At 52.7% G+C, this 21,391-nt stretch carries 15 protein-coding genes; 13 read left to right on the top strand and 2 right to left on the bottom strand.

Features of this window, described 5'->3' with window-relative positions; genetic code table 11:
• Nucleotides 1-60: 60 nt before the first annotated feature.
• Nucleotides 61-1,413 carry an exodeoxyribonuclease VII large subunit gene (gene xseA / locus G516_RS0106370; RefSeq protein WP_028292950.1) on the bottom strand — a complete coding sequence of 451 codons (1,353 nt, stop codon included), beginning with the start codon at nt 1,411-1,413 and terminating at the stop codon, nt 61-63.
• Between the two features lie 171 nt (nt 1,414-1,584).
• Here xseA and G516_RS0106365 point away from each other — a divergent pair, with 171 nt between their 5' ends.
• The 10 genes from G516_RS0106365 to G516_RS0106320 all read left to right on the top strand — a co-directional run bounded on the left by G516_RS0106365 (nt 1,585) and on the right by G516_RS0106320 (nt 14,365).
• Entirely contained in the window at nt 1,585-2,061 is a 477-nt protein-coding gene (locus G516_RS0106365; protein WP_028292949.1) for a DUF3015 family protein, read from the top strand.
• Nucleotides 2,062-2,261: 200 nt separating this feature from the next.
• On the top strand, nt 2,262-4,301 hold the full coding sequence (locus tag G516_RS0106360) for an Lnb N-terminal periplasmic domain-containing protein (protein WP_028292948.1): 2,040 nt from the start codon (nt 2,262-2,264) through the stop codon (nt 4,299-4,301).
• A complete protein-coding gene (locus G516_RS0106355; protein ID WP_084644905.1) occupies nt 4,301-5,227 on the top strand; it encodes an alpha/beta hydrolase in 927 nt (308 codons plus the stop codon). Before G516_RS0106360 ends, G516_RS0106355 begins: the two co-directional genes overlap by 1 nt.
• Nucleotides 5,228-5,394: 167 nt before the next feature.
• Entirely contained in the window at nt 5,395-6,882 is a 1,488-nt protein-coding gene (gene guaB, locus G516_RS0106350; protein ID WP_028292946.1) for an IMP dehydrogenase, read from the top strand.
• A 94-nt stretch (nt 6,883-6,976) separates the two neighbouring features.
• Nucleotides 6,977-8,554 carry a glutamine-hydrolyzing GMP synthase gene (gene guaA, locus G516_RS0106345; RefSeq protein WP_028292945.1) on the top strand — a complete coding sequence of 526 codons (1,578 nt, stop codon included), beginning with the start codon at nt 6,977-6,979 and terminating at the stop codon, nt 8,552-8,554.
• A gap of 1,141 nt (nt 8,555-9,695) precedes the next feature.
• On the top strand, nt 9,696-10,346 hold the full coding sequence (locus tag G516_RS23750; protein ID WP_051219002.1) for a YajG family lipoprotein: 651 nt from the start codon (nt 9,696-9,698) through the stop codon (nt 10,344-10,346).
• 220 nt (nt 10,347-10,566) lie between these two features.
• On the top strand, nt 10,567-11,058 hold the full coding sequence (locus tag G516_RS21330; protein WP_036534866.1) for a hemerythrin domain-containing protein: 492 nt from the start codon (nt 10,567-10,569) through the stop codon (nt 11,056-11,058).
• A gap of 89 nt (nt 11,059-11,147) precedes the next feature.
• On the top strand, nt 11,148-11,363 hold the full coding sequence (locus G516_RS0106330) for a VF530 family protein (RefSeq protein ID WP_028292943.1): 216 nt from the start codon (nt 11,148-11,150) through the stop codon (nt 11,361-11,363).
• 405 nt (nt 11,364-11,768) lie between these two features.
• Nucleotides 11,769-13,787, top strand: a complete 2,019-nt coding sequence (locus G516_RS0106325; protein ID WP_084644904.1) for a transglycosylase SLT domain-containing protein — start codon at nt 11,769-11,771, stop codon at nt 13,785-13,787.
• Nucleotides 13,788-14,002: 215 nt separating this feature from the next.
• Nucleotides 14,003-14,365: a hypothetical protein gene (locus tag G516_RS0106320; protein ID WP_156878968.1), complete on the top strand. Its 363-nt coding sequence runs from the start codon at nt 14,003-14,005 to the stop codon at nt 14,363-14,365.
• 6 nt (nt 14,366-14,371) lie between these two features.
• Here G516_RS0106320 and G516_RS21325 read toward each other — a convergent pair whose 3' ends face one another.
• Nucleotides 14,372-14,716 carry a DUF7079 family protein gene (locus tag G516_RS21325; protein WP_036534861.1) on the bottom strand — a complete coding sequence of 115 codons (345 nt, stop codon included), beginning with the start codon at nt 14,714-14,716 and terminating at the stop codon, nt 14,372-14,374.
• Between the two features lie 167 nt (nt 14,717-14,883).
• Between G516_RS21325 and G516_RS0106310 the strand changes: the two genes are divergently transcribed.
• The 3 genes from G516_RS0106310 to G516_RS0106300 all read left to right on the top strand — a co-directional run bounded on the left by G516_RS0106310 (nt 14,884) and on the right by G516_RS0106300 (nt 21,306).
• Nucleotides 14,884-16,092 carry a hypothetical protein gene (locus tag G516_RS0106310; RefSeq protein ID WP_156878967.1) on the top strand — a complete coding sequence of 403 codons (1,209 nt, stop codon included), beginning with the start codon at nt 14,884-14,886 and terminating at the stop codon, nt 16,090-16,092.
• Nucleotides 16,093-16,165: 73 nt separating this feature from the next.
• Nucleotides 16,166-17,509 (top strand): exonuclease subunit SbcD, encoded by a 1,344-nt coding sequence (gene sbcD, locus G516_RS21320; protein WP_051219001.1) that lies wholly within the window; start codon nt 16,166-16,168, stop codon nt 17,507-17,509.
• A complete protein-coding gene (locus tag G516_RS0106300) occupies nt 17,506-21,306 on the top strand; it encodes an AAA family ATPase (protein WP_028292939.1) in 3,801 nt (1,266 codons plus the stop codon). The genes sbcD and G516_RS0106300 overlap by 4 nt, the downstream gene beginning before the upstream one ends.
• Nucleotides 21,307-21,391 lie beyond the last annotated feature (85 nt).

Below are 21,391 nucleotides of genomic sequence, written 5' to 3'. Positions count from 1 at the left end.
GCGGTTGGTTTGCGCTGTGTTTTTGTGCTGGTGCCAGTGTGCTGTCGCTTTGGGACGGCGTCAGGACTTATCGGTGCTGGCATGAATCGCGGTGATCTGACTTTCTACCATGCCTTCGGCCAGTCGAGTGGTCAGGGTATCGCCAACGTTTGCCTGATCTGCCGATTGCAGTACGCCGCCGTCCTGCGTTTGAGTCAAGGAATAGCCACGGCCCAGTACACTCAGCGGACTCAGGCTTTGCAGCATGTTGGCCTGATGTCCCAGCTGTTGCTGGCGACGTTCCAGGTTGCGCTGCATGGCCTGTTGCAGTCGTTCCGACAGTCGTTGTTGTTTGTCGTTCAGTGCTTTCAGCGTTGTTGTCGGGTGTTGGTGTTGCAGTTGCTGGGTCCATTGCTGCAAGCGGAATCGCCGCTGTTGTTGCTGCTGTTGCCAGGCACGCTGCAGGCGTTGCTCCAGTCGATCAAGTTGCTGTGATTGCTGTTGCAGCTGTTGGGCTGGGTCGCGCAGGCGTGAACGCAGATTTAGCAATTGCTGTTTGTATTGCTGAATGCGGATCAGCTGGGCGCGTTGCAGTCGTTGCTGTATTCGTTGCAAATGGCTCAGTGTTTGCGACTGATCGGTGCTGACCAGTTCAGCAGCCGCAGACGGTGTGGCGGCGCGCATGTCGGCCACAAAGTCACAAATGGTGAAGTCCACTTCGTGGCCCACGGCACTGACCACAGGCAGTTTGGAGGCAAACACCGCACGAGCCAGGTTTTCATCGTTGAAGCACCACAAGTCTTCCATCGAGCCGCCGCCACGCCCCAGAATGATTGCGTCGACCTTGTTGTCTCTGTTGGCGCGCTGTACCGCTTCGATCAGCTGTGCGGAGGCTTCAGCCCCTTGCACCATGGCCGGGTAAATATCGACTTCGATGGCCGGGTTGCGGCGCTGGAGCACCGTCAATATGTCGTGCAGGGCAGCGCCGGTGGCGGAAGTGATAACCGCGACGCGGCGCACCTTGGGAATGGTTTGTTTGAATTCCGCATTGAACAACCCTTCGGCCGTAAGGCGGGCTTTTAGCTGTTGAAATGCCAACAGCATGGCCCCTTCGCCAGCGGGTTTCATGGTATCAACAATCAGCTGATAGTCGCCGCGGGCCTCATACAGGCTGACCTTGGCGCGAATTTCTACCTTGTCGCCTTCCTTGGGCTGAAACTTCAAGCGGCTGGCCGACGAGCGGAACATGGCACAGCGCACCTGAGCGCGGCTATCTTTCAGTGAAAAATACCAGTGGCCCGACGAGGGGCGCGACAAACTGGAAATGTCCCCTTCCACACGAACGTTCATAAAAGAGATTTCCAGTAGCTGCTTGGCGCGCTGGTTTAACTGGCTGACGCTGAAAATTACGGGTTCTGCTGTGGACTGGTTCATGTATTCCAAAGATCGGTGCGGAGTGAGTGTAGCTGTTTGTAAATTTGTGGAGTCGCCAGCAAGTTGGACAGAAAGCAACAGACCCATTTAAACACACTGGTTAGTATCGCGCATTCCAGAAACGGGGCTCGGATAAGCCCCTAATTCCACCTTGTGTTAAGGATTGATCAAATGAAAAAACTGATCGCTACTGTTGCGTTTGCTGGCCTATCTTCTGTTGCTATGGCTGATCACGGCCCAGCAGGTTGTGGCCTGGGTACTGAAGTTGTTTTCCCTGATGCAACTGAATGGTACGAGCACGTTCTGGCTGCTACCACTAACGGTACTTCCGGCAACCAGACTTTTGGTATGACTTCCGGCACTCTGGGCTGTGAAGATGCCAACGGCCCTATGGCTTCCAACACTCAGAAATTCATGGACGACAACATGGATCAACTGGCTGCTGACGTTGCCGTTGGTCAGGGCGAAACTCTGGATGCACTGGCTGAAGTAATGGCTATTGAATCTGCTGATCGCGCTGATTTTGCTGCTGCTCTGCAGTCCAACTTCACTCGCGTATTCAACGCTGAAGCTACTTCCGCTTCTGCGCTGACCGAAGTGAACGCAGTTATGGCTGAATCTGCCAAGCTGAACAAGTACGCTGCTTAATTCGCAGTGATGCTTTGGCCGTTGCCTGTGGTAACGGCCAGTTCACACACAGAGTGCGCTACGGCGCACTTTGTTGTTTCTGACGCTTGGCAATTTGCTGGTGATGTCCAAAAGACGATCCCTTTGCGGGATGGCCCAGACGTCATAAATGCCATGTAGATTGGCATGCCAATATTTGAGATTCAGGGTATCAAGGAACGATGAAGTACCAGAGTTTTTTCAATGCAGTGGCCGTGGTTCGGGCCAGTGCTTTTGTTGCGTTGTCAGGGTTTGGCGGTTTGCTGGTTGCACCTGCAACACAAGCCGAGGAACTGCTCGCGGGCAGTCAGTTAAGCGTTGCCACCAGTGCACCGGCTCAGGCCGCCGCAGCGGTGCGCGCGGTAGAGCCTTCACGTCTTAAAGACATCAGTCAGCAACGCCAATGGGCGCATTTGCTGCACTATCGATATCACCCGTTTTCCATGCGTTGGCGCAGCCAGAACGACAGCGAAGCCTTCTTTGTTAGCCCTGATGCATTGGCTATGCAAGGGCCTGAACAGCTGCTGGAAGAGCTGACCGCCGAAGTAGCAGCGTTCCAGCAAACACGCTGGACGGATGTGAACGAATCGGCCCAGTGTCGCTTTCCAGCCAGATATTATTGGGTGAAAAAACAGCTGCCAGACATTGAATGGCAGGATCTGGCGTGCCCTGACTTTGAGGAGTGGGCCGGTAAGCTGGATGCGCATTCGTTGACGCTGATTTTCCCCGCGTCCCATATCAACTCGCCATCTTCCATGTATGGCCATACGCTGATTCGGATGGATCGCCAAGACCCGAATAGCAGCAAGCTGCTGGCTTTCAGCGTGAATTTCGCCGCCAATGCCGATCCGGATGACAACGAGCTGGTGTTCAGTGCCAAGGGTCTGGCCGGTGGTTACCCGGGTGTGGCGACGGTGATGCGCTACCACGAGAAAACCCGTGAGTATCAGCACATGGAATACCGCAATGTGTGGGAGTACCCGCTGAATCTGCAAGGTGACGAAGTCGACCAGTTTGTGCGTCATATTTGGGAAGTGCAGGGTACAGAATTCGATTACTACTTCTTTGACGAAAACTGCTCCTACCGCGTGCTGGCCTTTATTGATGCCGCCAGTGAACGCTCCGATGCCGCTCGCCATTTCGACTTTACCGCCATTCCGGTAGACACCATTCGAGAGCTGGAGCATGAGCAGTTGCTGGGTAGGGCGGAATTCCGGCCGTCGGCAGCGACCTTGATGTCGCACATGATTGAAAACACGACCGACGATGTTGTCGGGCGGGCGGTCGAGTTGGTGGATGCCAGTATTGATCCGCAAACCGATTTTAATGCGCTGCTGGACCAGCAGTTGGCCGGTTTGAATGCGTTGGAGCAAGCGCAAATGCTGGAACTGGCGTATCAGTATGCTCGTTATGCTGCGATCAAGAAGAAGCAAAACGGCAAGGCTATTCGTAACGCTACGCTGGGTATTCTGGCCGCACGCAGCAAGCTGGGAGGCATTGAACCTTACCCACCGCTGGAAACAGCACCGCCAAGAGACGACGAGGGCCATGGCTCCCGACGCATCAGTTTTACTGCTGGTTCCGTTGGTGTCGATAACAACAGTGTGGCGCATGGCTTTGGTGGCTTGAGCTTCCGACCGGCTTATCACGATCTTGTCGATCCTTCCTATGGCTTTGTGCCTGGCTCCCAGATTGTGATGGGGAAAACCGACGTGCGTTGGGCCGAAGGTGATTCCATTCGACTGGAGCGCTTCACCGCGGTGAATGTGCGTTCGTTGTCGGCCCGTGATGCGTTATTCCGCCCGACGTCATGGGAAGTTGATGCCGGTTTTGAACGTCGCTTGCAGGAGCAAAAACTTGGCGGATACCTGGATGTTGGCTTTGGCCGAACCTGGAAAACTGCTTTCGGTCGCCCGTGGGCACTGGCGAAAACCACGTTGGACTGGGGTGGCTTCTCTGGCGTGAACTGGGGTTTGGCCGTTGGCCCAGAGCTGGGTTGGTACTATCAGGGCGATGAATTGCAAACACGTATTATGGCCCGCTGGCAGCCGTCGCTGATGGGTCGAGATGTCAGTAAGAGAGTGGTGGAAGGTGAGTTCGCCTGGAGCCCAAATGTTGAATGGCAGCTGCGTCTGATTCTGGCGCGTGAGCTGGAAGACATAGAAGGTGCCGGAAGCTACTCGCAAAATACCATGAGTCTGAATTCCAACTGGTATTTCTGATGGGGCGAATTCGCTCAGCAATAGAAAAGCTCTGGCTGAATGCTGCTGGCAAATCATCACGCCGAAGGGTTGCCGGTGGCGTACTTCTGGCTATGTTCGGTTTGCTGGGCGGTTGTACCTCACTTACAGGCTTTTACTTCTATCCCAAACAAAGCTGGCTACAAACGCCGGAAGACCTCGGCATTCGCTACGACGATGTGTATCTGCAAACCCATGACGGTACGCAGGTGCATGGCTGGTGGATGAATGGTCTAGTGGATGAACGTGCTGATTCAGGCCGTTCTGAGGGCGCCGTGCAAGAACGCCCGATGGTGCTGTTTCTTCATGGCAACGGCGAAAACATCAGTACGCATATTCGTTCGATTGCCTGGTTGGTATACGAAGGCGTGGATGTGTTTGCGCTGGACTATCGCGGTTACGGCGCGTCTGACGGTGCAGCTCAGTTGCCTGCGGTGCTGCAGGACGTTGAAGCAGCCGCGGGCTGGTTGCGCGGGCGTTTTCCAGATCGACGGTTGGTTGTGCTCGGGCAGAGCTTTGGTGGTGGCCTGGCGGTGATCTTTGGCCATCAGGCGGCTGAAAAATATCAAATCAGCGCAGTGGTTGCTGAGTCTGCCCCTTATGCTTATTCCGAAGCCGCACGGGAAATACTGTCTCGTAATTGGCTGGGGTGGGTGGTTTGGCCATTTGCCTGGTTTCTGCCAACCGAGTGGGACCCAAGGCGGTTCACCGAAGACTACCCGGTGCCCATTCTCTTGCTGCACAGCAAAGACGACGGGGTGGTGGCCTATCATCACGGTCGTGACTTACGGAAAGCCATTGGTGCGACTGCCTGTTGGCAAGAAACCACCGGGCCGCACATCGGCGGTTTTGCCTCAGAGGCCGTGCGCGCCAAAACATTGGAATTTATTGAAATTACGCAATGCTGACCATTTACCCGAATTGGCATTTTGAGTACAATTACGCGCCTAAAATTATCCGGGGTCGACCATACGTTGACGTGACAACCCCGGCAGAACAGGCCAGCTTTCGGGGCACTCCTGCCACCCACGTTCAAACCGGTTGACCCTCCACTCCCCACTCTGGAAGGCTCTCTATGTTGCGAATCGCTCAAGAAGCACTCACATTTGATGACGTGCTGTTGGTCCCCGGTTATTCCGAAGTCCTGCCCAATCAGGTATCTCTGAAAACCCGTCTGACCCGTGGAATTGAGCTCAACATCCCTCTGATTTCCGCTGCCATGGACACCGTTACTGAAGCACGTTTGGCCATTGCCATCGCTCAGGAAGGTGGTCTGGGTATCATCCACAAAAACCTGACCACAGAAGAGCAGGCTGCGGAAGTTCGCAAGGTCAAGAAATTCGAGAGCGGCGTTGTTAAAGACCCGATCACTGTTTCCAGCAACAACACCATTAGCGACGTTCTGGCGCTGCAACAACTGCACGGCATTTCTGGTATGCCAGTGGTTGATGGCGGTGAGCTGGTCGGTATCGTTACCTCCCGTGACGTTCGTTTCGAAAAGAACCTGAGCGCGACGGTTGCCTCCGTGATGACTGGCAAAGACGCTCTGGTTACCGTTAAGGAAGGCACCAGCCCGGACGAAGTGCAGGGTCTGCTGCACAAGCACCGTATTGAAAAGGTTCTGGTTTTGGACGAAGCCGACAAGCTGGTTGGCTTGATGACCGTTAAGGACATCGACAAGGCCAAGGCTTTCCCGAACGCCGCCAAAGACGACAAGGGCAGCCTGCTGGTTGGCGCTGCTGTTGGTACTGGCGCTGGCACTGACGAGCGTGTAGACGCTCTGGTTGCTGCCGGTGTAGACGTGATCGTGGTAGATACCGCGCACGGCCATACCTCCAATGCAAACGGCACTGGTGTTATCGACCGCGTTCGTCAGGTAAAAACCAAGTACCCACACGTACAGGTAATCGGCGGTAACATTGCTACTGCCGAAGCTGCGATCGCACTGGCTGAAGCTGGCGCAGACGGCGTGAAAGTGGGCATCGGCCCAGGTTCCATCTGTACTACCCGTATTGTTGCCGGTGTTGGTGTGCCTCAGATCAGTGCTGTCGCAAACGTTGCTGCAGCGATGGAAAAATACGGCGTACCGGTTGTTGCTGACGGCGGTATTCGCTTCTCTGGCGACATCGCCAAAGCGCTGGTTGCTGGTGCTTCCGTTATCATGGTTGGTTCCATGCTGGCAGGTACCGATGAGTCCCCGGGTGAAGTTGAGCTGTACCAGGGCCGTGCTTACAAGTCTTACCGTGGCATGGGCTCTCTGGGCGCTATGGGCCAGGCTCAAGGTTCTTCCGACCGTTACTTCCAGGACAAGAAAGGCGGCGTAGACAAGCTGGTACCAGAAGGTATTGAAGGTCGTATCGCGGTTAAAGGTCCACTGGGCAACGTGGTTCACCAGCTGATGGGCGGTGTGCGTGCTTCCATGGGTTACACCGGTTGCGCCACCATCGATGAGATGCGTACCAAGCCAGAATTCGTCAAGATCACTGGCGCAGGTATGAAAGAGTCTCACGTTCACGATGTGCAGATCACGAAAGAAGCTCCGAATTACCGTCTGGGTGACTAATGGCTTCATGGTGGTCTGCAAGGGCCACCAAATTTGATTTTTGGATGCCGGGGTAAAGCCCCGGCGTTTTCATTTCTACAGGTTTGGAACTGATATGTCTCAAGACATCCACGCTCACAAAATTCTGATTCTGGATTTTGGCTCCCAGTACACCCAGCTGATTGCTCGTCGCGTTCGTGAAATCGGTGTTTTCTCTGAAATTCGTGCGTTCGACATGGACGAAGCGGAAATCCGTGAATTCAACCCATCCGGTATCATCCTGGCCGGTGGCCCGGAATCCGTTACTGAAGCCGGCTCTCCCCGCGCGCCTGAATGCGTATTCACCATGGGCTTGCCTGTGCTGGGTATTTGCTACGGCATGCAAACTATGGCCGAGCAGTTGGGCGGCAAGGTAGAAGGTTCTTCCATCCGTGAATTCGGTTACGCGCAGATCAAGGAAGAGGGCAACAGCAAGTTCTTCCGTGATATCCGTGACCACATCGACGCCGATGGCAAATCACTGCTGGACGTGTGGATGTCCCACGGTGACAAGGTTGTGGCCATGCCAGAAGGCTTCGAGCTGATGGCGTCCACTGGTTCTTGCCCAATTGCTGGCATGAGCAACGACGAGAAGAACTTCTTCGGCGTTCAGTTCCACCCGGAAGTGACTCACTCACTGCAAGGTCAGCGTCTGCTGGAGCGCTTTGTACTGGAAATCTGTGGCTGTGAAGCGCTGTGGACTCCAGCCAAAATCATCGAAGACCAAATCGAAAAAGTACGCGAACAGGTTGGCGACAAGAAAGTTCTGCTGGGTCTGTCTGGTGGTGTTGACTCCTCCGTGGTTGCAGCCCTGCTGCACAAAGCCATTGGCGACCAACTGACTTGTGTATTCGTAGACAACGGTCTGCTGCGCAAGAACGAAGGCGACATGGTGATGGAAATGTTCGCCAAGAACATGGGTGTGAAGGTGATCCGTGCGGATGCCGAAGACCTGTTCCTGGGCAAACTGGCCGGTATCTCTGACCCTGAGCAAAAGCGTAAGGTGATTGGTAACACCTTCATCGAAGTGTTCGACGAAGAAGCTGGCAAACTGAAAGACGTTCCTTTCCTGGCTCAGGGCACGATTTACCCTGACGTGATCGAATCCGCTGCCGCCAAAACAGGCAAGGCGCACGTGATCAAGTCCCACCACAACGTGGGTGGTCTGCCAGAAGACATGAAGATGGAACTGGTTGAACCGCTGCGTGAGCTGTTCAAAGACGAAGTTCGCAAGATCGGTCTGGAACTGGGCCTGCCTTACGACATGGTTTACCGCCACCCATTCCCGGGCCCGGGTCTGGGCGTGCGTATCCTGGGTGAAGTGAAGAAGGAATACGCCGACGTACTGCGCGAAGCCGACGCCATCTTCATCGAAGAACTGCACAACTTCGACTGGTACCACAAAACCTCCCAGGCTTTCGTGGTGTTCCTGCCGGTTAAATCCGTAGGTGTGGTAGGCGACCAGCGTCGCTACGAGTGGGTGGTATCCCTGCGTGCGGTAGAAACCATCGACTTCATGACCGCTCGCTGGGCGCACCTGCCATACGAGCTGCTGGAGAAAGTCTCCAACCGCATCATCAACGAGATCGAACACATCTCCCGCGTAGCGTACGACGTATCGTCCAAGCCACCGGCCACCATCGAGTGGGAATAAAGAGCGAGTGGGAATAATCCGGGAGCGCGGGCCGCTGGCCCGCATGACGCGGTGATGAAAGGGCGGGTCGGGCCGTACAGGTTTGCCTGCTAAAAAACGGGAGCTTCGGCTCCCGTTTTTTATGTTTCAAAATGATACGGTTTTACTAGGAGCTGTTGCTCATTCTTTTGTGGTTGGCCGTCGCAAGTAGCTGGAGTTCAAGACGTTGCATGGCACTAACCTGTCCACCAGTCATGAGTAGGGTGTTCGCACAAAATATAGTCGGTCTGGCTTTTGTCATGAGTGGCATAGCACTCCTTGCTTTTAAAACAATAATCCTCTCTGAGGGCTAGGTGAATGGTTCGACCTGTGCTTCTTTATGTCGCGGCCCCGTTCACTCTTTGGGGTTGTGAGTTATTGCTTTTGTCTGCTTGTTTTAGCAGGAGTATGCCGTGTCGGTTTAAGAAGCTGATCAATTAATTTTTGGCTACAAAAAGTGAGTCCGCCTCTGAGGCTTGACGGCACTCCGTCATTGGACATGGTCGGGTTCAGATAATTGTTTGAGGGGGGCGTTACCGTCTTTGTTGGTAGCTTTATCTCTAATACAAAAAGACGTAGAGCACTTTCCTAGGCTGAAATGCGGCGTTTTACATTGAAAATTTAATAAAATAGACAGGAGTATCCTGTCCGGGCTGATTGTAAGGAATTGGCTTTAGAACAACTTCAGTGATAAACATTGATTCGGGCAGCGGGTCAGGACAGCCATCGGAAAAATAAAAATAGAAGATTGGAAACAGATGGGTAGGAATAGTTTCGCGACTTTATTGCCCGTATTCTCTATCATCTCTTGTTTATTGGGTTTAGCTCATACCGCACTGGGGGTGGGGCTTGGCGAACGTAAATGTGGCGTTGCGAATGGGTCCATTCAGAATGCTTTGTTGGGCAGATTTCATACAGAGCTTATTCGAAAACGCTTTGATTGTAGGTTTTTCAGGAGCTATGGCAACAGGCATCTTCTTCCGATAGCATTGAGAGAGGAACTGGATAATGCAAAAGCACGCACGATAATCAGTGCTTGCCCATCATTTATGGTTAAAGCTAACGGCATTAGTACCGGTCTCCTGGTTTGCTATTTAGAATTAGAAATTAAAAGGGAAGTAAGATGAAAAGTTTGAAATCGATGGCCATGCTTATAATGGCGAGTTTCGTTCTGACCGGTTGTGTTACTGGGACTCGAACCTTGGAGAATATGGAAATACCGGACTTAAGCATGGAGAAGAATGCATCCGGAGAAATCTATATTGCCAGCGTGACGGATAGTCGTGTGTTTGAACAAAAGCCAAGATCCCCGTCTACACCATCTGTCGATGGCAATTTGAGTAGTACTTCGAAGGATCAGTTGGCTACTTTAATTGGACGGCAGCGAAATGGTTTTGGCGCAGCTATGGGGGATGTTGCTTTGCCTGAAGGTGTAACAGTTCAGGATAAAATGAAAGAGCTGGTCGCAAAGGGTCTTGAAAGCCGTGGATACGTAGTAGTTGATGATGAAAATGCTGAAAATCAGATTTCCATAGATACTAGTAAATTCTGGGCTTGGTTTTCCCCGGGGTTCGCGTCGGTGAGCTTCGAATCGGAGCTTCAATGCTCGATTGACTTTGAGCATTCTGGCGGTGAAGAAAAATTTGATGTGACTGGTTACGGCATCAACAAGGGACAGATCGCTAGTAATGCAAACTGGGAATTGGCATATAAAAGAGCGTTTGAAGATTTTTTGAAAAATCTGGATGAAGTCCTTGATGACAGTGGCTTGTAGCGATTGAAGACAACCAGCAGTAATGCATTCTTTGGCAAGAGCCTTAGAGTGGAGCGTTAGAAGCTGTCTGGTTGTATTTTCAACTGATTGTGTCGTTTTCAAGGCCTATGGCAGGCCTGAAACGACACATTGCTCTTGTAGTAATAGATATTCACTACCTACTAATATTGCTTTTTGTCCTTATTTATTAACGGACGCATCTGTAAAATCAAAGAAAGTTTTGAAAAACCGGCTGGGTGGTAGGCTTGGGTCAATACCTCTTGGCAAGTCTTCCCGCATCGTGGTTATTCCTCATAACCGCGATACGGACATTCAGGCCATGATAACGATAAATACACTGATTGCAGATTTTGACGAGAAGTATCGAACCGGGATCTCCCAGCTCGATCAGGATTTTCAGAAGGGACTACTGCTGTTGAAAGAGACCATTCAGGCGACGGACGAGCAGCTACCAGTCTTGCTGAATAAGTTATTGGAGCATTATCAGCTTCAGTTTTTCGAAGAAGAGGCCGTGTTTACAGCCTACGACACCCCGCGTGTGGAGCGGCATTTTCGCGAACATCAAACAGCACTTGGCATATTGTCCGGGTGCGTTGAGAACGCTACCGCCGAGCGCTGCGGTCAAGCTCGATATGCGTTAATGGGAGAGTTCAGCCAATGGTTGGCCCGATATTTTCACGAGTATCAGCGTGTAGCAGTGCCTGAAACCTAGTCGAGCTCCAATGCACCAAGCCAAGCCAGGACTGTCACTACAAAGGGATTTCATTCAGAATACGCCGTTTTAATGACGGCGTATTCTCTATGGAAAACCAACCCAACAATCCGCTCCACGGCCTTACTTTGGAAAAGATTCTGACTCAGCTGGTGGATCATTATGGCTGGGAAGGGCTGCACAGTCGCATACGCGTTAACTGTTTCTCCAGTGACCCGTCCATCAAATCATCGCTGAAGTTCTTGCGCAAAACCCAGTGGGCGCGTGACAAGGTCGAGGCCTTGTACATAAAAACCTTTTTCTGATTTACATATTGATGGCAAAGCGTGTCCTTCGCTTCATAACTGCACACTATAGGGGACATCTATTTAATCCGGTGCTCACTCTGGGCTGCCGGATGGTTTCGAATCACGAAGCCGAGTTGCAGGCCTGACGGGTCAAGTCAAAAGTCGGCGACACAGAGTCGAGATCATCCGGCAGCCCCCGCAGGGCGCGGGTTGCCGCCGCCCAGTGCTGTGTTGACGAACTTGAAAAGACTCGACCGGACAGGTTCGTCATTTCGCTGCATTCGTCGCCTTGCACTGAACAACGGCAACACTCGCGCAGAGCCGTGCAGGATTAAATAGATGTCCCCTTTACACCTGAAATGTTGACCTGAGCCATTCTATGGTCGAGGATTTTGTAATCACTCGTTAAATCCAGTTAAGAACATGAAAGTTGTCACACTTACATCGAGCTTGCTGATGCTGCTATTCAGTCAGCTCTCTACCGCAGCAGGCGGTGATCCAAATGCCACAGGACGTGCGCTGGAAAACGAACCTTTGCCTGCTCATCATGCGTTTGAACGGACCGAGGCGCTCATTAAAACTGCGCCTTACGGCCGGGCCGCCAGCCTGGTTCTGGAGCAGAAAGACAATCCGCTGTATCCCTATCTGCAATACCAGCTGTATCAGCGATTTCCAAAAATGGTTGATCAGCAGGACATCAACCGCTTTCTTGATCAATATCGATTGTTTCCCAAGAGGGGGAAATTACAGCGAAATTGGCTGGATGCACTGGCCAGCCAGCAGAGCTGGGACCACTGGGTTGTTGCCTACCAACGTTTGCCGCTCAATGTAACAGAAACCCGTTGTGATCTTGCCCGGGCCTACATGGCCACTGGCAAACAGGATGAAGCCAACCAGCTGACAGCTGAGCTCTGGACGGTTGGGAAATCTCAACCGGATGCCTGTGATGGCGTGTTCGACCGCTGGATCGCCAACGGCAACCTGACCCAGGAGCGAGCAGAGCAGCGCTACTGGCTGGCAGCGACTGCCGGCAATATGCAGCTTGCTCGCTACTTACACCGCTTTATGTCTTCTGATGCCACGGCGTTGGCAAAGAAATATGAAACCTTGCGTCGTAACCCCAAGCTGGTACCGGGTGCTGATATCACCTCGTTCCCCGAAAAGGCACAAGCGGCTCTGATTAAACGTTCTTTCCAGTCGCTGGCACGGAAAAGTGCTGACACAACGGCTGAGCGCTGGCTGGCATATCGCGGCCGACTGGAAGCGAATAGCTCTCTTGTAAAGGGACTGGATGCCTACATCGGTAAGCGGCTTGCGTTAAAAACCGAATCAGAATCTGCCGATCTGTTGCAACGGCTGGACCCGGATTATCAATACGGTGAACTGACGGAAGCCCGCTTGCGTCAGGTGTTGGGTGCGGAATCCATCGACTGGGTAAAGTTACAAGAGCTGATTGCTCGTTTACCGGCAGACCTCAGAAAGTCCGACCGGTGGCAGTACTGGTACGCGACGGCGGCTCAAAACCTGTCGTCAGACAGTGTTCAAGACGAGGCGATTCAACAGATTTGGGAAACCCTGGCGGGCAACCGGTCTTTCTATGGTTTTCTTGCCGCTGCACAGCAAAAACTGCCGTACGACCTGAACAACGAACAGCCTTCGCTGGATGAAGCAGCATTGGCCGTGATTGAAAAAAATCCGGCCATTGTACGGGCAAAATTGCTGCTGCAACTGGATCGAAAAACAGACGCCCAGCGCGAATGGAATTCTGCTCGCGCCAGCTTTGACGCAACCCAGCGGCAACAACTGGCGGCGCTTTCGTCAGAATGGGGTTGGCACCATCGAGCCATCATGGACGCCATACGTCAGGGGCAGTGGAATTACCTTGATGCTCGCTTCCCGGCAGAATTCGCTGATGTGTTTGGTCAAGCCGCTGAACAGAACGAAATCGACACCATTTGGGCAACGGCCATTGCCCGTCAGGAAAGTGCCTTCAAAACCGCTGCGGTTTCTCCGGTTGGTGCTCGTGGCCTGATGCAGTTAATGCCGTCCACCGCGAAGCACACTGCCAAAAAGTACGGCATCGACTTCAAGAATATACAGGCGCTGTTCGAGCCAGAAACCAATATTGCATTGGGAACCGCCTATCTGGCTGAAATGTACGAACGCTTCGACCGCAATCGTGCCTATGCCAGCGCAGCCTACAATGCAGGCCCGCGCAGGGTAGATGGCTGGTTGAAAGAACGAGGTCACCTGCCTCTGGACGCCTGGATTGAAACCATCCCCTACAGCGAAACCCGCACCTATGTTCAGAACGTGCTGGCATTTCGGGTTATCTACGCCCAGCGGGCAGGGCAGGAAGTTGCCATGCTGTCGCCTAGTGAACGTCTGATGCTGGCGTACCAGTTTGACAGCAACCCGCAAGAACAGGATGCGGTGAATTGATGGGGTGGTTCAGAACCAACTTCTGAAGGTTAAACCAATAACTGTTCTCTGCGTTATTGCTGATGGTTACACTCAACAGCTATTCGATTTCGCTGACAAGGGGCTGGACTGGCTGTCCAATCAGACCGTATAAAAGGAAGTAAACACATATGTTTTATCGAGCTGCGCTGTCAGCTATTGCATGCGTTCTAACGGTTGCTCAAATCCCCGAGTCTTTGGCTGCCAAATCAAACTCTTCCGTACAGTCACCGGTGATAGGCTCCTGGACCTTCGACAGCAATGGCTGTGAAGAAACCTATCATTTCAGCGCTGACGGTATACGTACCGTGACGGCCAATCAGGAAGTTGTAAAAGCCCGATACCAGCTGCGAGCCTTGCGTCCCCAACAAGGACTCTATCTCATTACTGACACAGTGATTTCAGACAACGGCAAGCCGGATTGCTCAGGAGATACCAGCGTAATGACGGGCGACACTGTGCAGCTACTGATGCGCTTCCAGGAGAGTCCTAAACGTTTTAGCTTCTGCTTTGATGATGCCTTGCTGGGCTGTGTTGGGCCGTTTATTCACAACGACTAGCAGTCGTTAATAATGAGCCAACACTCTTTGCCAGTCTTTTGCCACCATGCGTGCGACTATGCTGAAGCGTGGCTTCGAACGAGTGTGCGGACGGATGGCAAGATTTTCACGCAACCAGTTATCGCTCCAGCCGGCCCATTCACCAGTAATGCTCATCAGGTTGGAATTCAACACCGGGTACACCTCATTCCATAAAATAGCCTCAGCCTCGTCAGCGCCTATGTAGTATCGCTTAAGTGTTTGGGCGATGGTTGCCCAGGTTTGTTCATCCTGTTCTGTATCCAGAAATAATTCTGATAACGCTTGCCAGATTGGCAGGCGGGATTCGGGTGTGGGTTCAGGTTCGGTCATGGTAGTTTGCCTGGCTCCAGCTAGATATCCTGTTAATCCATTCATTGATCCTGATTCTATATACTTTCTAAGGTTGCAAGGCGCGATTCAACTCTAAAGGTACAGCCAATCTAAAGAATGGATTGACGCTGTGACGAATTACTCATATGGCCCCATCGGAAGACACAATGAAAATATGGATTACGGCTGCTATTGCTCTGGTGTTATTCGGTGCTTGGTTTAGTCAACAGGATGACCCGCTGGACCCTGAGGTCAAGCGATGGCTCTCTCTGGTCGATGCCGATGCTTACAGCCCCTCCTATTTATATCTGCTAGGTATGGGGGCTGCTGAAGGGCAAGATCCAGCAGTTGTTGGCAAGAAAGTGCTGGAAGTGCACCAGCAAGGGGATATGGATGTTGAGCGTCGACAGCATGAACGAAAAACCTTGCTGCCTAAAAAACCACCAGATGGGGAGGCGTTTTGCAGCTTTAAACAAACTGAATGTGTGGCCTATCTATTTGATCTGGACGTCGCCGAAATCCGACATTTGATAATGTCAAATCAGTGGCTGATTGTGCGCAATAACCGATTTCTGGCTTTTGGTGAATTCAATACCATGAGTAAACCTGGCTCTGACGCCTATATTGCACAATACTCTTATTTAGTCAGAGCGGAGCGACTGGAGCTATTGCAGGCTGTAGCTCTTTACCTCCAAGGGGATGCACGGCAAGCGTTGGATACGATTAGCCAGCGTATAGTGCAGCTTCGACAGATGATGAGTGATCAGGACACTTTGATCGGTGTCGCCGCTTATACGGTCCTGATTACTGATTTACTCGATCTCAGGAGCCTTATCCTCCATCGGGAGTCATTAGCCAGCAGCGCGATAACTTCACTGTCTCAGAATGAAACCGATATACGAGTAGCATTGGCCCGTGAACTCACCATGTTGTACAACTTGCTTAAGGATCTGGATCGACATCCTGATTTGTTGGAGATAGGTGGTGAATTGCCGGGGTGGCAGGGGCGGATGCTTTTCAAACCCCACATGACTATCAATGCCGAGCTTCCTTGGCTTGAGGCCATATCCAGGCTTACCATGCTGACGCCTGCGCAGTACGACCTTGCCGTCGAAAGGCTACCCTCTCTGGAAGAACACTGGATACGCAATCCTGTTGGGACCGTCTTGCAAGGGGTAGCACGTTCTGAATATTCGACTGTTCGGTTGCTGATAAATCTTAAAGCCAAAATTGATGTATTCAATCAACTGTACAGCGAGCGCTCTGGGCTTTCTGATCAATCGAATATCGTGTTTGAGCGCGGTTATGCATGCCCAGGTGATATAGACCATAAGAACTATGAGCGCTGTTTGCGGGTTGCCGTTATGAGTCAATAAATGCCACTTAAGGTGTCATTGGCAATCCCTGTTATCATCTGGCGTCGTACAAACGAAGCCTGGCTCTAACTGAATGAACCTCCTCCATACCTCCGACTGGCATCTAGGCCAGAACTTCTACACCCAGAGCCGTAAGGCCGAGCATCAGCAGTTTCTTGGTTGGCTGCTGGTGCAGGTGCAAGCCCACGCCATTGATGCCGTAATTGTCGCCGGTGATGTGTTCGATACCGGTGCGCCGCCAAGTTACGCTCGTGAGTTGTATAACCGCTTTATTGTTGAATTGAACAAGCTGAACTGCACCCTGGTGGTGTTGGGGGGCAATCACGATTCGGTGTCGACTCTGAATGAATCGCGTCAATTGCTGGCGTGCCTGAATACCTATGTGATTGCCGGGGTAAACAGCGAGGATTTGTCTGATCAGGTATTAGAGGTTCGTGCAAAAAAGAACACTGAGCGGGCAGATGAAGCGTCGGAGCCTGAAGAGGACGTATGTGCAATCGTCTGTGCCATCCCATTTGTGCGGCCACGCGATGTACTGATGAGTTCGGCGGGGGAGTCGGGCGACCAGAAGCGCATTGCATTGGGCGAAGCCATCAGTCGTTTGTATCACGATATTTATCAGCCGGCGATGGAGCGCCGTGACGTTATTGAACAGCGAACAGGGAAGCGGGTGCCGATTATCGCCACTGGCCATTTGACCGCCTTAGGCGTCAAGCAAACCGAGTCGGTGCGCGATATCTACATTGGCACGCTGGACGGTTTTGATGCCGGTGGTTTTCCGCCTGCTGATTATATTGCGCTCGGGCATATTCACCGCCCGCAAGTGGTCGCCAAAAATGAATGCATTCGTTATTCCGGCTCGCCGATTCCGTTGAGCTTCGACGAGCTGAAGTCGCCCAAACAGGTGGTGAAGGTGTCGTTTGCAAACGACTGTGCGGACGGTGAATCGCCAAAAATCGAGTTGTTGGAAGTGCCTCGTTTTCAGCCAATGGCGGTATTAAAAGGCGATTTGGCGTCGATTGAAGAGCAGTTACAGGCGTTTGATGGAGAAGCTCAAACCACCTGGCTGAGTATCGAAGTTCAGAGTCAGGAATTTCTGGCCGATTTGCCGCAGCGGGTTCAGGCGCTTACCGAGGGTTTGCCGGTAGAAGTGTTGCAGCTAAAACGCGCGCGTGATCATCGCCGAACGTCTTTGAGTCAACAGCAGCAGGAAACCCTCGCCGAGCTGACGCCGCAAGATGTATTTGAACAACGGCTGTCACAGCTGGTGTTTGAAGGCGATGACGAAAAAGCCAGGTTTGAGCGTATGCGCACGCAGTTCCGCCAGATCGTCGAAGAAATCGAGCATGAGCACAGCCCTGCGGGTGGCGAAAACCATGCTGATTCAGATGGACAGACTGGGGAGCAAAAAGCATGAAAATCCTCAGTCTGCAGTTCAAGAATCTGAACTCCCTCAAGGGTGAGTGGAAGATCGATTTCACCCAGCCTCCATTTGCGGATAACGGCCTGTTTGCCATTACCGGTCCGACCGGTGCGGGCAAATCAACTTTGCTGGATGCTATTTGTTTGGCGCTGTATCACCAGACGCCTCGTCTGGGCGAGATTACGAAAAATAATAACGAGGTCATGACTCGTGGTACCGCTGAGTGTTCGGCCGAAGTGCACTTTGAGGTGAAAGGTAAAATGTACCGCGCTCACTGGAGCATGCGTCGGGCAAGAACCAAGGTAGACGGAAAGCTGCAGCAAGCAACGGCTGAGCTGGCTGAAATTCTCGATGGTGATCAAAATCTTACAGGTAAGGTTTTAACCAACCAGTTGAGTCAAAAACTTTCATTGATGGCTGATATAACCGGCCTCGACTTTGCCCGTTTTACTCGTTCGATGATGCTATCGCAGGGGCAGTTTGCCGCCTTCCTGAATGCCAAAGAGAGCGAGCGGGCGGAGTTGCTGGAAGAACTCACCGGCACCGAAATTTACGGCCAGATTTCCGCACGGGTGTACGAAACCTTCAAACAATCTGAAAGCCGTTTGAAAGAGCTGCAAGCCGAAGCCAACGGAGTGCAGTTGCTGACCGCGTACGAAATTGTCGGCCATGAAAAAGAGTTAACCGAAGTTCAGCAACAGTACGCAGAAGTAAAATACCAGCTGGAGGCCACTAACGCCCGTTTGAGCTGGTGGCAGCAACTGGAGCAGGCGCAGCAGAAGCAAGCCGCTGCCAGTGAGCGTCATAAGCAGGCGCTTGCGGCAATGGAACTGGCCAAAGACGATTTACAGCGGTTGGCGCACAGCGAACCCGCCGAAAAGCTGCGTTCACCGCACAGCCTGCTGGCCGACAGCCGTACCCAGTTAAACAAGTTACAGCAACAATTGGCAGAGAAACAGCAGCAGGAAGAGGCGCTTAAGGCTGGGTTGCAGGCCGCTGAAGCTGATCAGGTTAAGTGTCAGGGCATCTTGCAAACAACCAGAGAGCAAAATCAGCAGCAGGATCAGCTGATTAACGAGCAGGTCATTCCGCTCGACAACCGTATTGCCAACCACACTGAAAAGCGCGTTGAGATAAACAATCGCCTTCAGGAGCTGCAAAGCAAGCATCAAGCAGGGGTGGCTGAGCAGGCGCAATTGGTTGAAACGCTGAAACACCATCAGCAACAGCTTCAGAGCACAGAAGCCTATTTGCAGCAGCATCAGGCAGACCAGTCGCTGGAACGCTATCTGGGTCAATGGCAATTGCTGGCGAAGCAAATTGCAGATCACAATCTGCAGTTATCCGGGCTGGCTCAGAAAACCACGGCGATCCAGCAATCGGTTACGCAACAACAGCAAGCTCAAAACAGCCAGCAAGGGGTTCTTGTGCAGGCGCAGCAGGCGTTGGAAGAGGCTCAGCGGCAATGGCGTCAGGTTGCTCAACAGCTGGAAGATGCGGTGCTATCACAGGGTTTGAACAGCGGCTCGGGAGATGTGGGAGCGGTTGATCACCTGTTAGAACAACAGCAACGGCTGCAACGTCAGAGTGGCCAGCTTCTGACCTTAAAACATCTGCAACGCCATTGGTTGCAGGACCAACGAGAGCTGGCTGAAAAGCAGGCCCTGGGGCAGCAGTTGCAGCAACAACAAACGGTGCTAGAGCAACAGCGCCAGCAGTTGCGTAACGATTATAAACACCTGAAAGAGCTGCTGGAGACATACCGTCAACTGGTAAGCCAGGATGAGCAGCTGTCCCATTATCGGGCCATTTTACAAGCCGAAGAAGCGTGTCCGTTGTGCGGGTCTTATGACCATCCGGCGCTGGATCACTCAATGCCTGCCAACGGTCAAAACAGCTCGGACAACATTCGTAAGCGGGATGACGCCGAACAGGCGTTCAAGGCCGTAGAAGAGCAGGGCAAGCAAATTCGGGAGCAAATGGAGTCCATTGGCCGTCAGCAGCAGGAATTGAATCAACGGTTGGCAGACATCGGTACCGAGCAGGCCACCCATGTATCGCAGTGGCAGCAAAACGAATTGGTACAAGCCGTTCAGCAAACGCCTTTGGCCATTGACGATGAGGCTGGCTTGCAGGCGTTCGAACAGCGACTGGCGCAGCAACAGCAGCATTGTGACAACGCATTGAATCAGCTTCGACAGTTGCAGAAACAACGTGATGATCTGAAAGCAGAGTTTGACGCTCAGAAGCAACAGCTCACGCGCTTGCAAGCCGAAGCAGAGGTGACGGCCAATAAACTGGAATCCAGTCGACAGGAGCTGGTACATCGTCAGCAAGAGCAAGCCAGTATCGAACAGGCGTTGGTGTCATTGCAGCAGTCGTTTGGGGAGCAGGTGTATGAACAGGGATTTGAAGCCCCTGATTTGGAGCAGCTGGGTCCGTGGTTTGAGCAGAAGCAGCAGGATAGCCAACAATGGCTGCAGCACAGCAAGCAAAAGGATGAACTTGGGCGGCAGATATACGAACTGGAGAGCCAGCAGAAGACGGCTCAGCAGCAGCTGGATGCCGGTGCCAAGCAACTGCAGCAATCGGTATCGGAATGTACAGAGCTTGAGGCGTCACTGGTGCAACTGCAGCAGCAGCGACAGCAATTGTTTGGTGACCAAGCCGTAAACGCGGCGCGCACGGCCATGCAGCAAACGTTTACAGAGGCAGAGGCAAATTACAACAAGGCTCAATCGGCGCATCAGCAACTGGCCCGCAAGTACAGTGCGTTAAGTGCTGAGCTGAGCAGCCTCCAACAGTCTATCGACGATATCCAAAAGCAAGTGAGTGAGCGGGAAATAGCGTGGCAAGCCGCGTTGCAAGCCAGCCCGTTTGAGTCGGAAGAGCAGGTGCTTGCGGCCCTGTTGAGCGAAGCCGACGTTAAAGAACTAGGCGACCTGAAACGGCGACTCGACGCTGAACTTAGCCAGGCTCAGGCCCTGTTGCAGAATGAAGAGCAAGCGTTACAAACGCTGCAAAACCACGAGCAGGCAGACGATTATCGCACACAGGATCAGGCAGCGACCGAAGCTGAACGCCAGCAACTGACTGAGCAACAGGAACAGCTAAGCGGCCGCCGGGGCGAGATCAATCAAACACTGCTATCTGACCAGCAGCGCCGTGACAGTCAGCAAGTCTTGTTTGAAAAAATCGAGCTGCAACGTCGTGACTACGACGATATTCAGTATCTGAACTCACTGATTGGCTCGGCGAGTGGCGATAAATTCCGCAAGTTCGCCCAAGGCCTGACGCTCGATCATCTGGTGCTGTTGGCCAACAACCAATTGGAGCGTTTGCATGGGCGCTACTTGCTTAGCCGTAAAAACGCTGTGGATGGCAAAGGTGGTGCTGAAGGTAAGAGCGGCGCCGATGAAAAGCACGCCAGCGGTCTGGAGCTGAGTGTGGTCGATACCTGGCAAGGCGATATCGAACGCGACACCAAAACCTTGTCAGGCGGTGAGAGCTTTCTGGTCAGCCTGGCGCTCGCACTGGCGTTGTCTGATTTGGTGAGTCACAAAACCAGCATCGACTCGCTGTTCCTTGATGAGGGCTTTGGCACCCTTGACCGTGAAACCCTGGATGTCGCGCTGGATGCCCTCGACAACCTCAATGCCAGCGGCAAGATGATCGGTGTGATCAGCCACATTGACGCCATGAAAGAACGAATTCCTGTACAGCTGAAAGTGACCAAAAAGAGCGGCCTGGGTATCAGCGAACTGGCGTCGGAGTTTCGTGTGTCGTCATAACCCGGCGCATGCAAACTGAACCAAACCGCACATCTGTTAGCATGCGCGCTTTTTGAAAAATCTTGGTCACACTTACGGAAAGGTA

Source organism: Oceanobacter kriegii DSM 6294, assembly GCF_000422845.1.
Taxonomy (GTDB): domain Bacteria; phylum Pseudomonadota; class Gammaproteobacteria; order Pseudomonadales; family Oceanobacteraceae; genus Oceanobacter; species Oceanobacter kriegii.
Note: the sequence above shows the minus strand (reverse complement) of the source record. Positions and strands in the feature narration are given on the sequence as shown.

Excerpts from the sequence above, each read along its gene's own strand:
- xseA (WP_028292950.1), bottom strand. The coding sequence starts at position 1,413 with ATGAACCAGTCCACAGCAGAACCCGTAATTTTCAGCGTCAGCCAGTTA.
- G516_RS0106365 (WP_028292949.1), top strand. The coding sequence starts at position 1,585 with ATGAAAAAACTGATCGCTACTGTTGCGTTTGCTGGCCTATCTTCTGTT.
- G516_RS0106360 (WP_028292948.1), top strand. The coding sequence starts at position 2,262 with ATGAAGTACCAGAGTTTTTTCAATGCAGTGGCCGTGGTTCGGGCCAGT.
- G516_RS0106355 (WP_084644905.1), top strand. The coding sequence starts at position 4,301 with ATGGGGCGAATTCGCTCAGCAATAGAAAAGCTCTGGCTGAATGCTGCT.
- guaB (WP_028292946.1), top strand. The coding sequence starts at position 5,395 with ATGTTGCGAATCGCTCAAGAAGCACTCACATTTGATGACGTGCTGTTG.
- guaA (WP_028292945.1), top strand. The coding sequence starts at position 6,977 with ATGTCTCAAGACATCCACGCTCACAAAATTCTGATTCTGGATTTTGGC.
- G516_RS23750 (WP_051219002.1), top strand. The coding sequence starts at position 9,696 with ATGAAAAGTTTGAAATCGATGGCCATGCTTATAATGGCGAGTTTCGTT.
- G516_RS0106330 (WP_028292943.1), top strand. The coding sequence starts at position 11,148 with ATGGAAAACCAACCCAACAATCCGCTCCACGGCCTTACTTTGGAAAAG.
- G516_RS0106325 (WP_084644904.1), top strand. The coding sequence starts at position 11,769 with ATGAAAGTTGTCACACTTACATCGAGCTTGCTGATGCTGCTATTCAGT.
- G516_RS21325 (WP_036534861.1), bottom strand. The coding sequence starts at position 14,716 with ATGACCGAACCTGAACCCACACCCGAATCCCGCCTGCCAATCTGGCAA.
- G516_RS0106310 (WP_156878967.1), top strand. The coding sequence starts at position 14,884 with ATGAAAATATGGATTACGGCTGCTATTGCTCTGGTGTTATTCGGTGCT.
- sbcD (WP_051219001.1), top strand. The coding sequence starts at position 16,166 with ATGAACCTCCTCCATACCTCCGACTGGCATCTAGGCCAGAACTTCTAC.
- G516_RS0106300 (WP_028292939.1), top strand. The coding sequence starts at position 17,506 with ATGAAAATCCTCAGTCTGCAGTTCAAGAATCTGAACTCCCTCAAGGGT.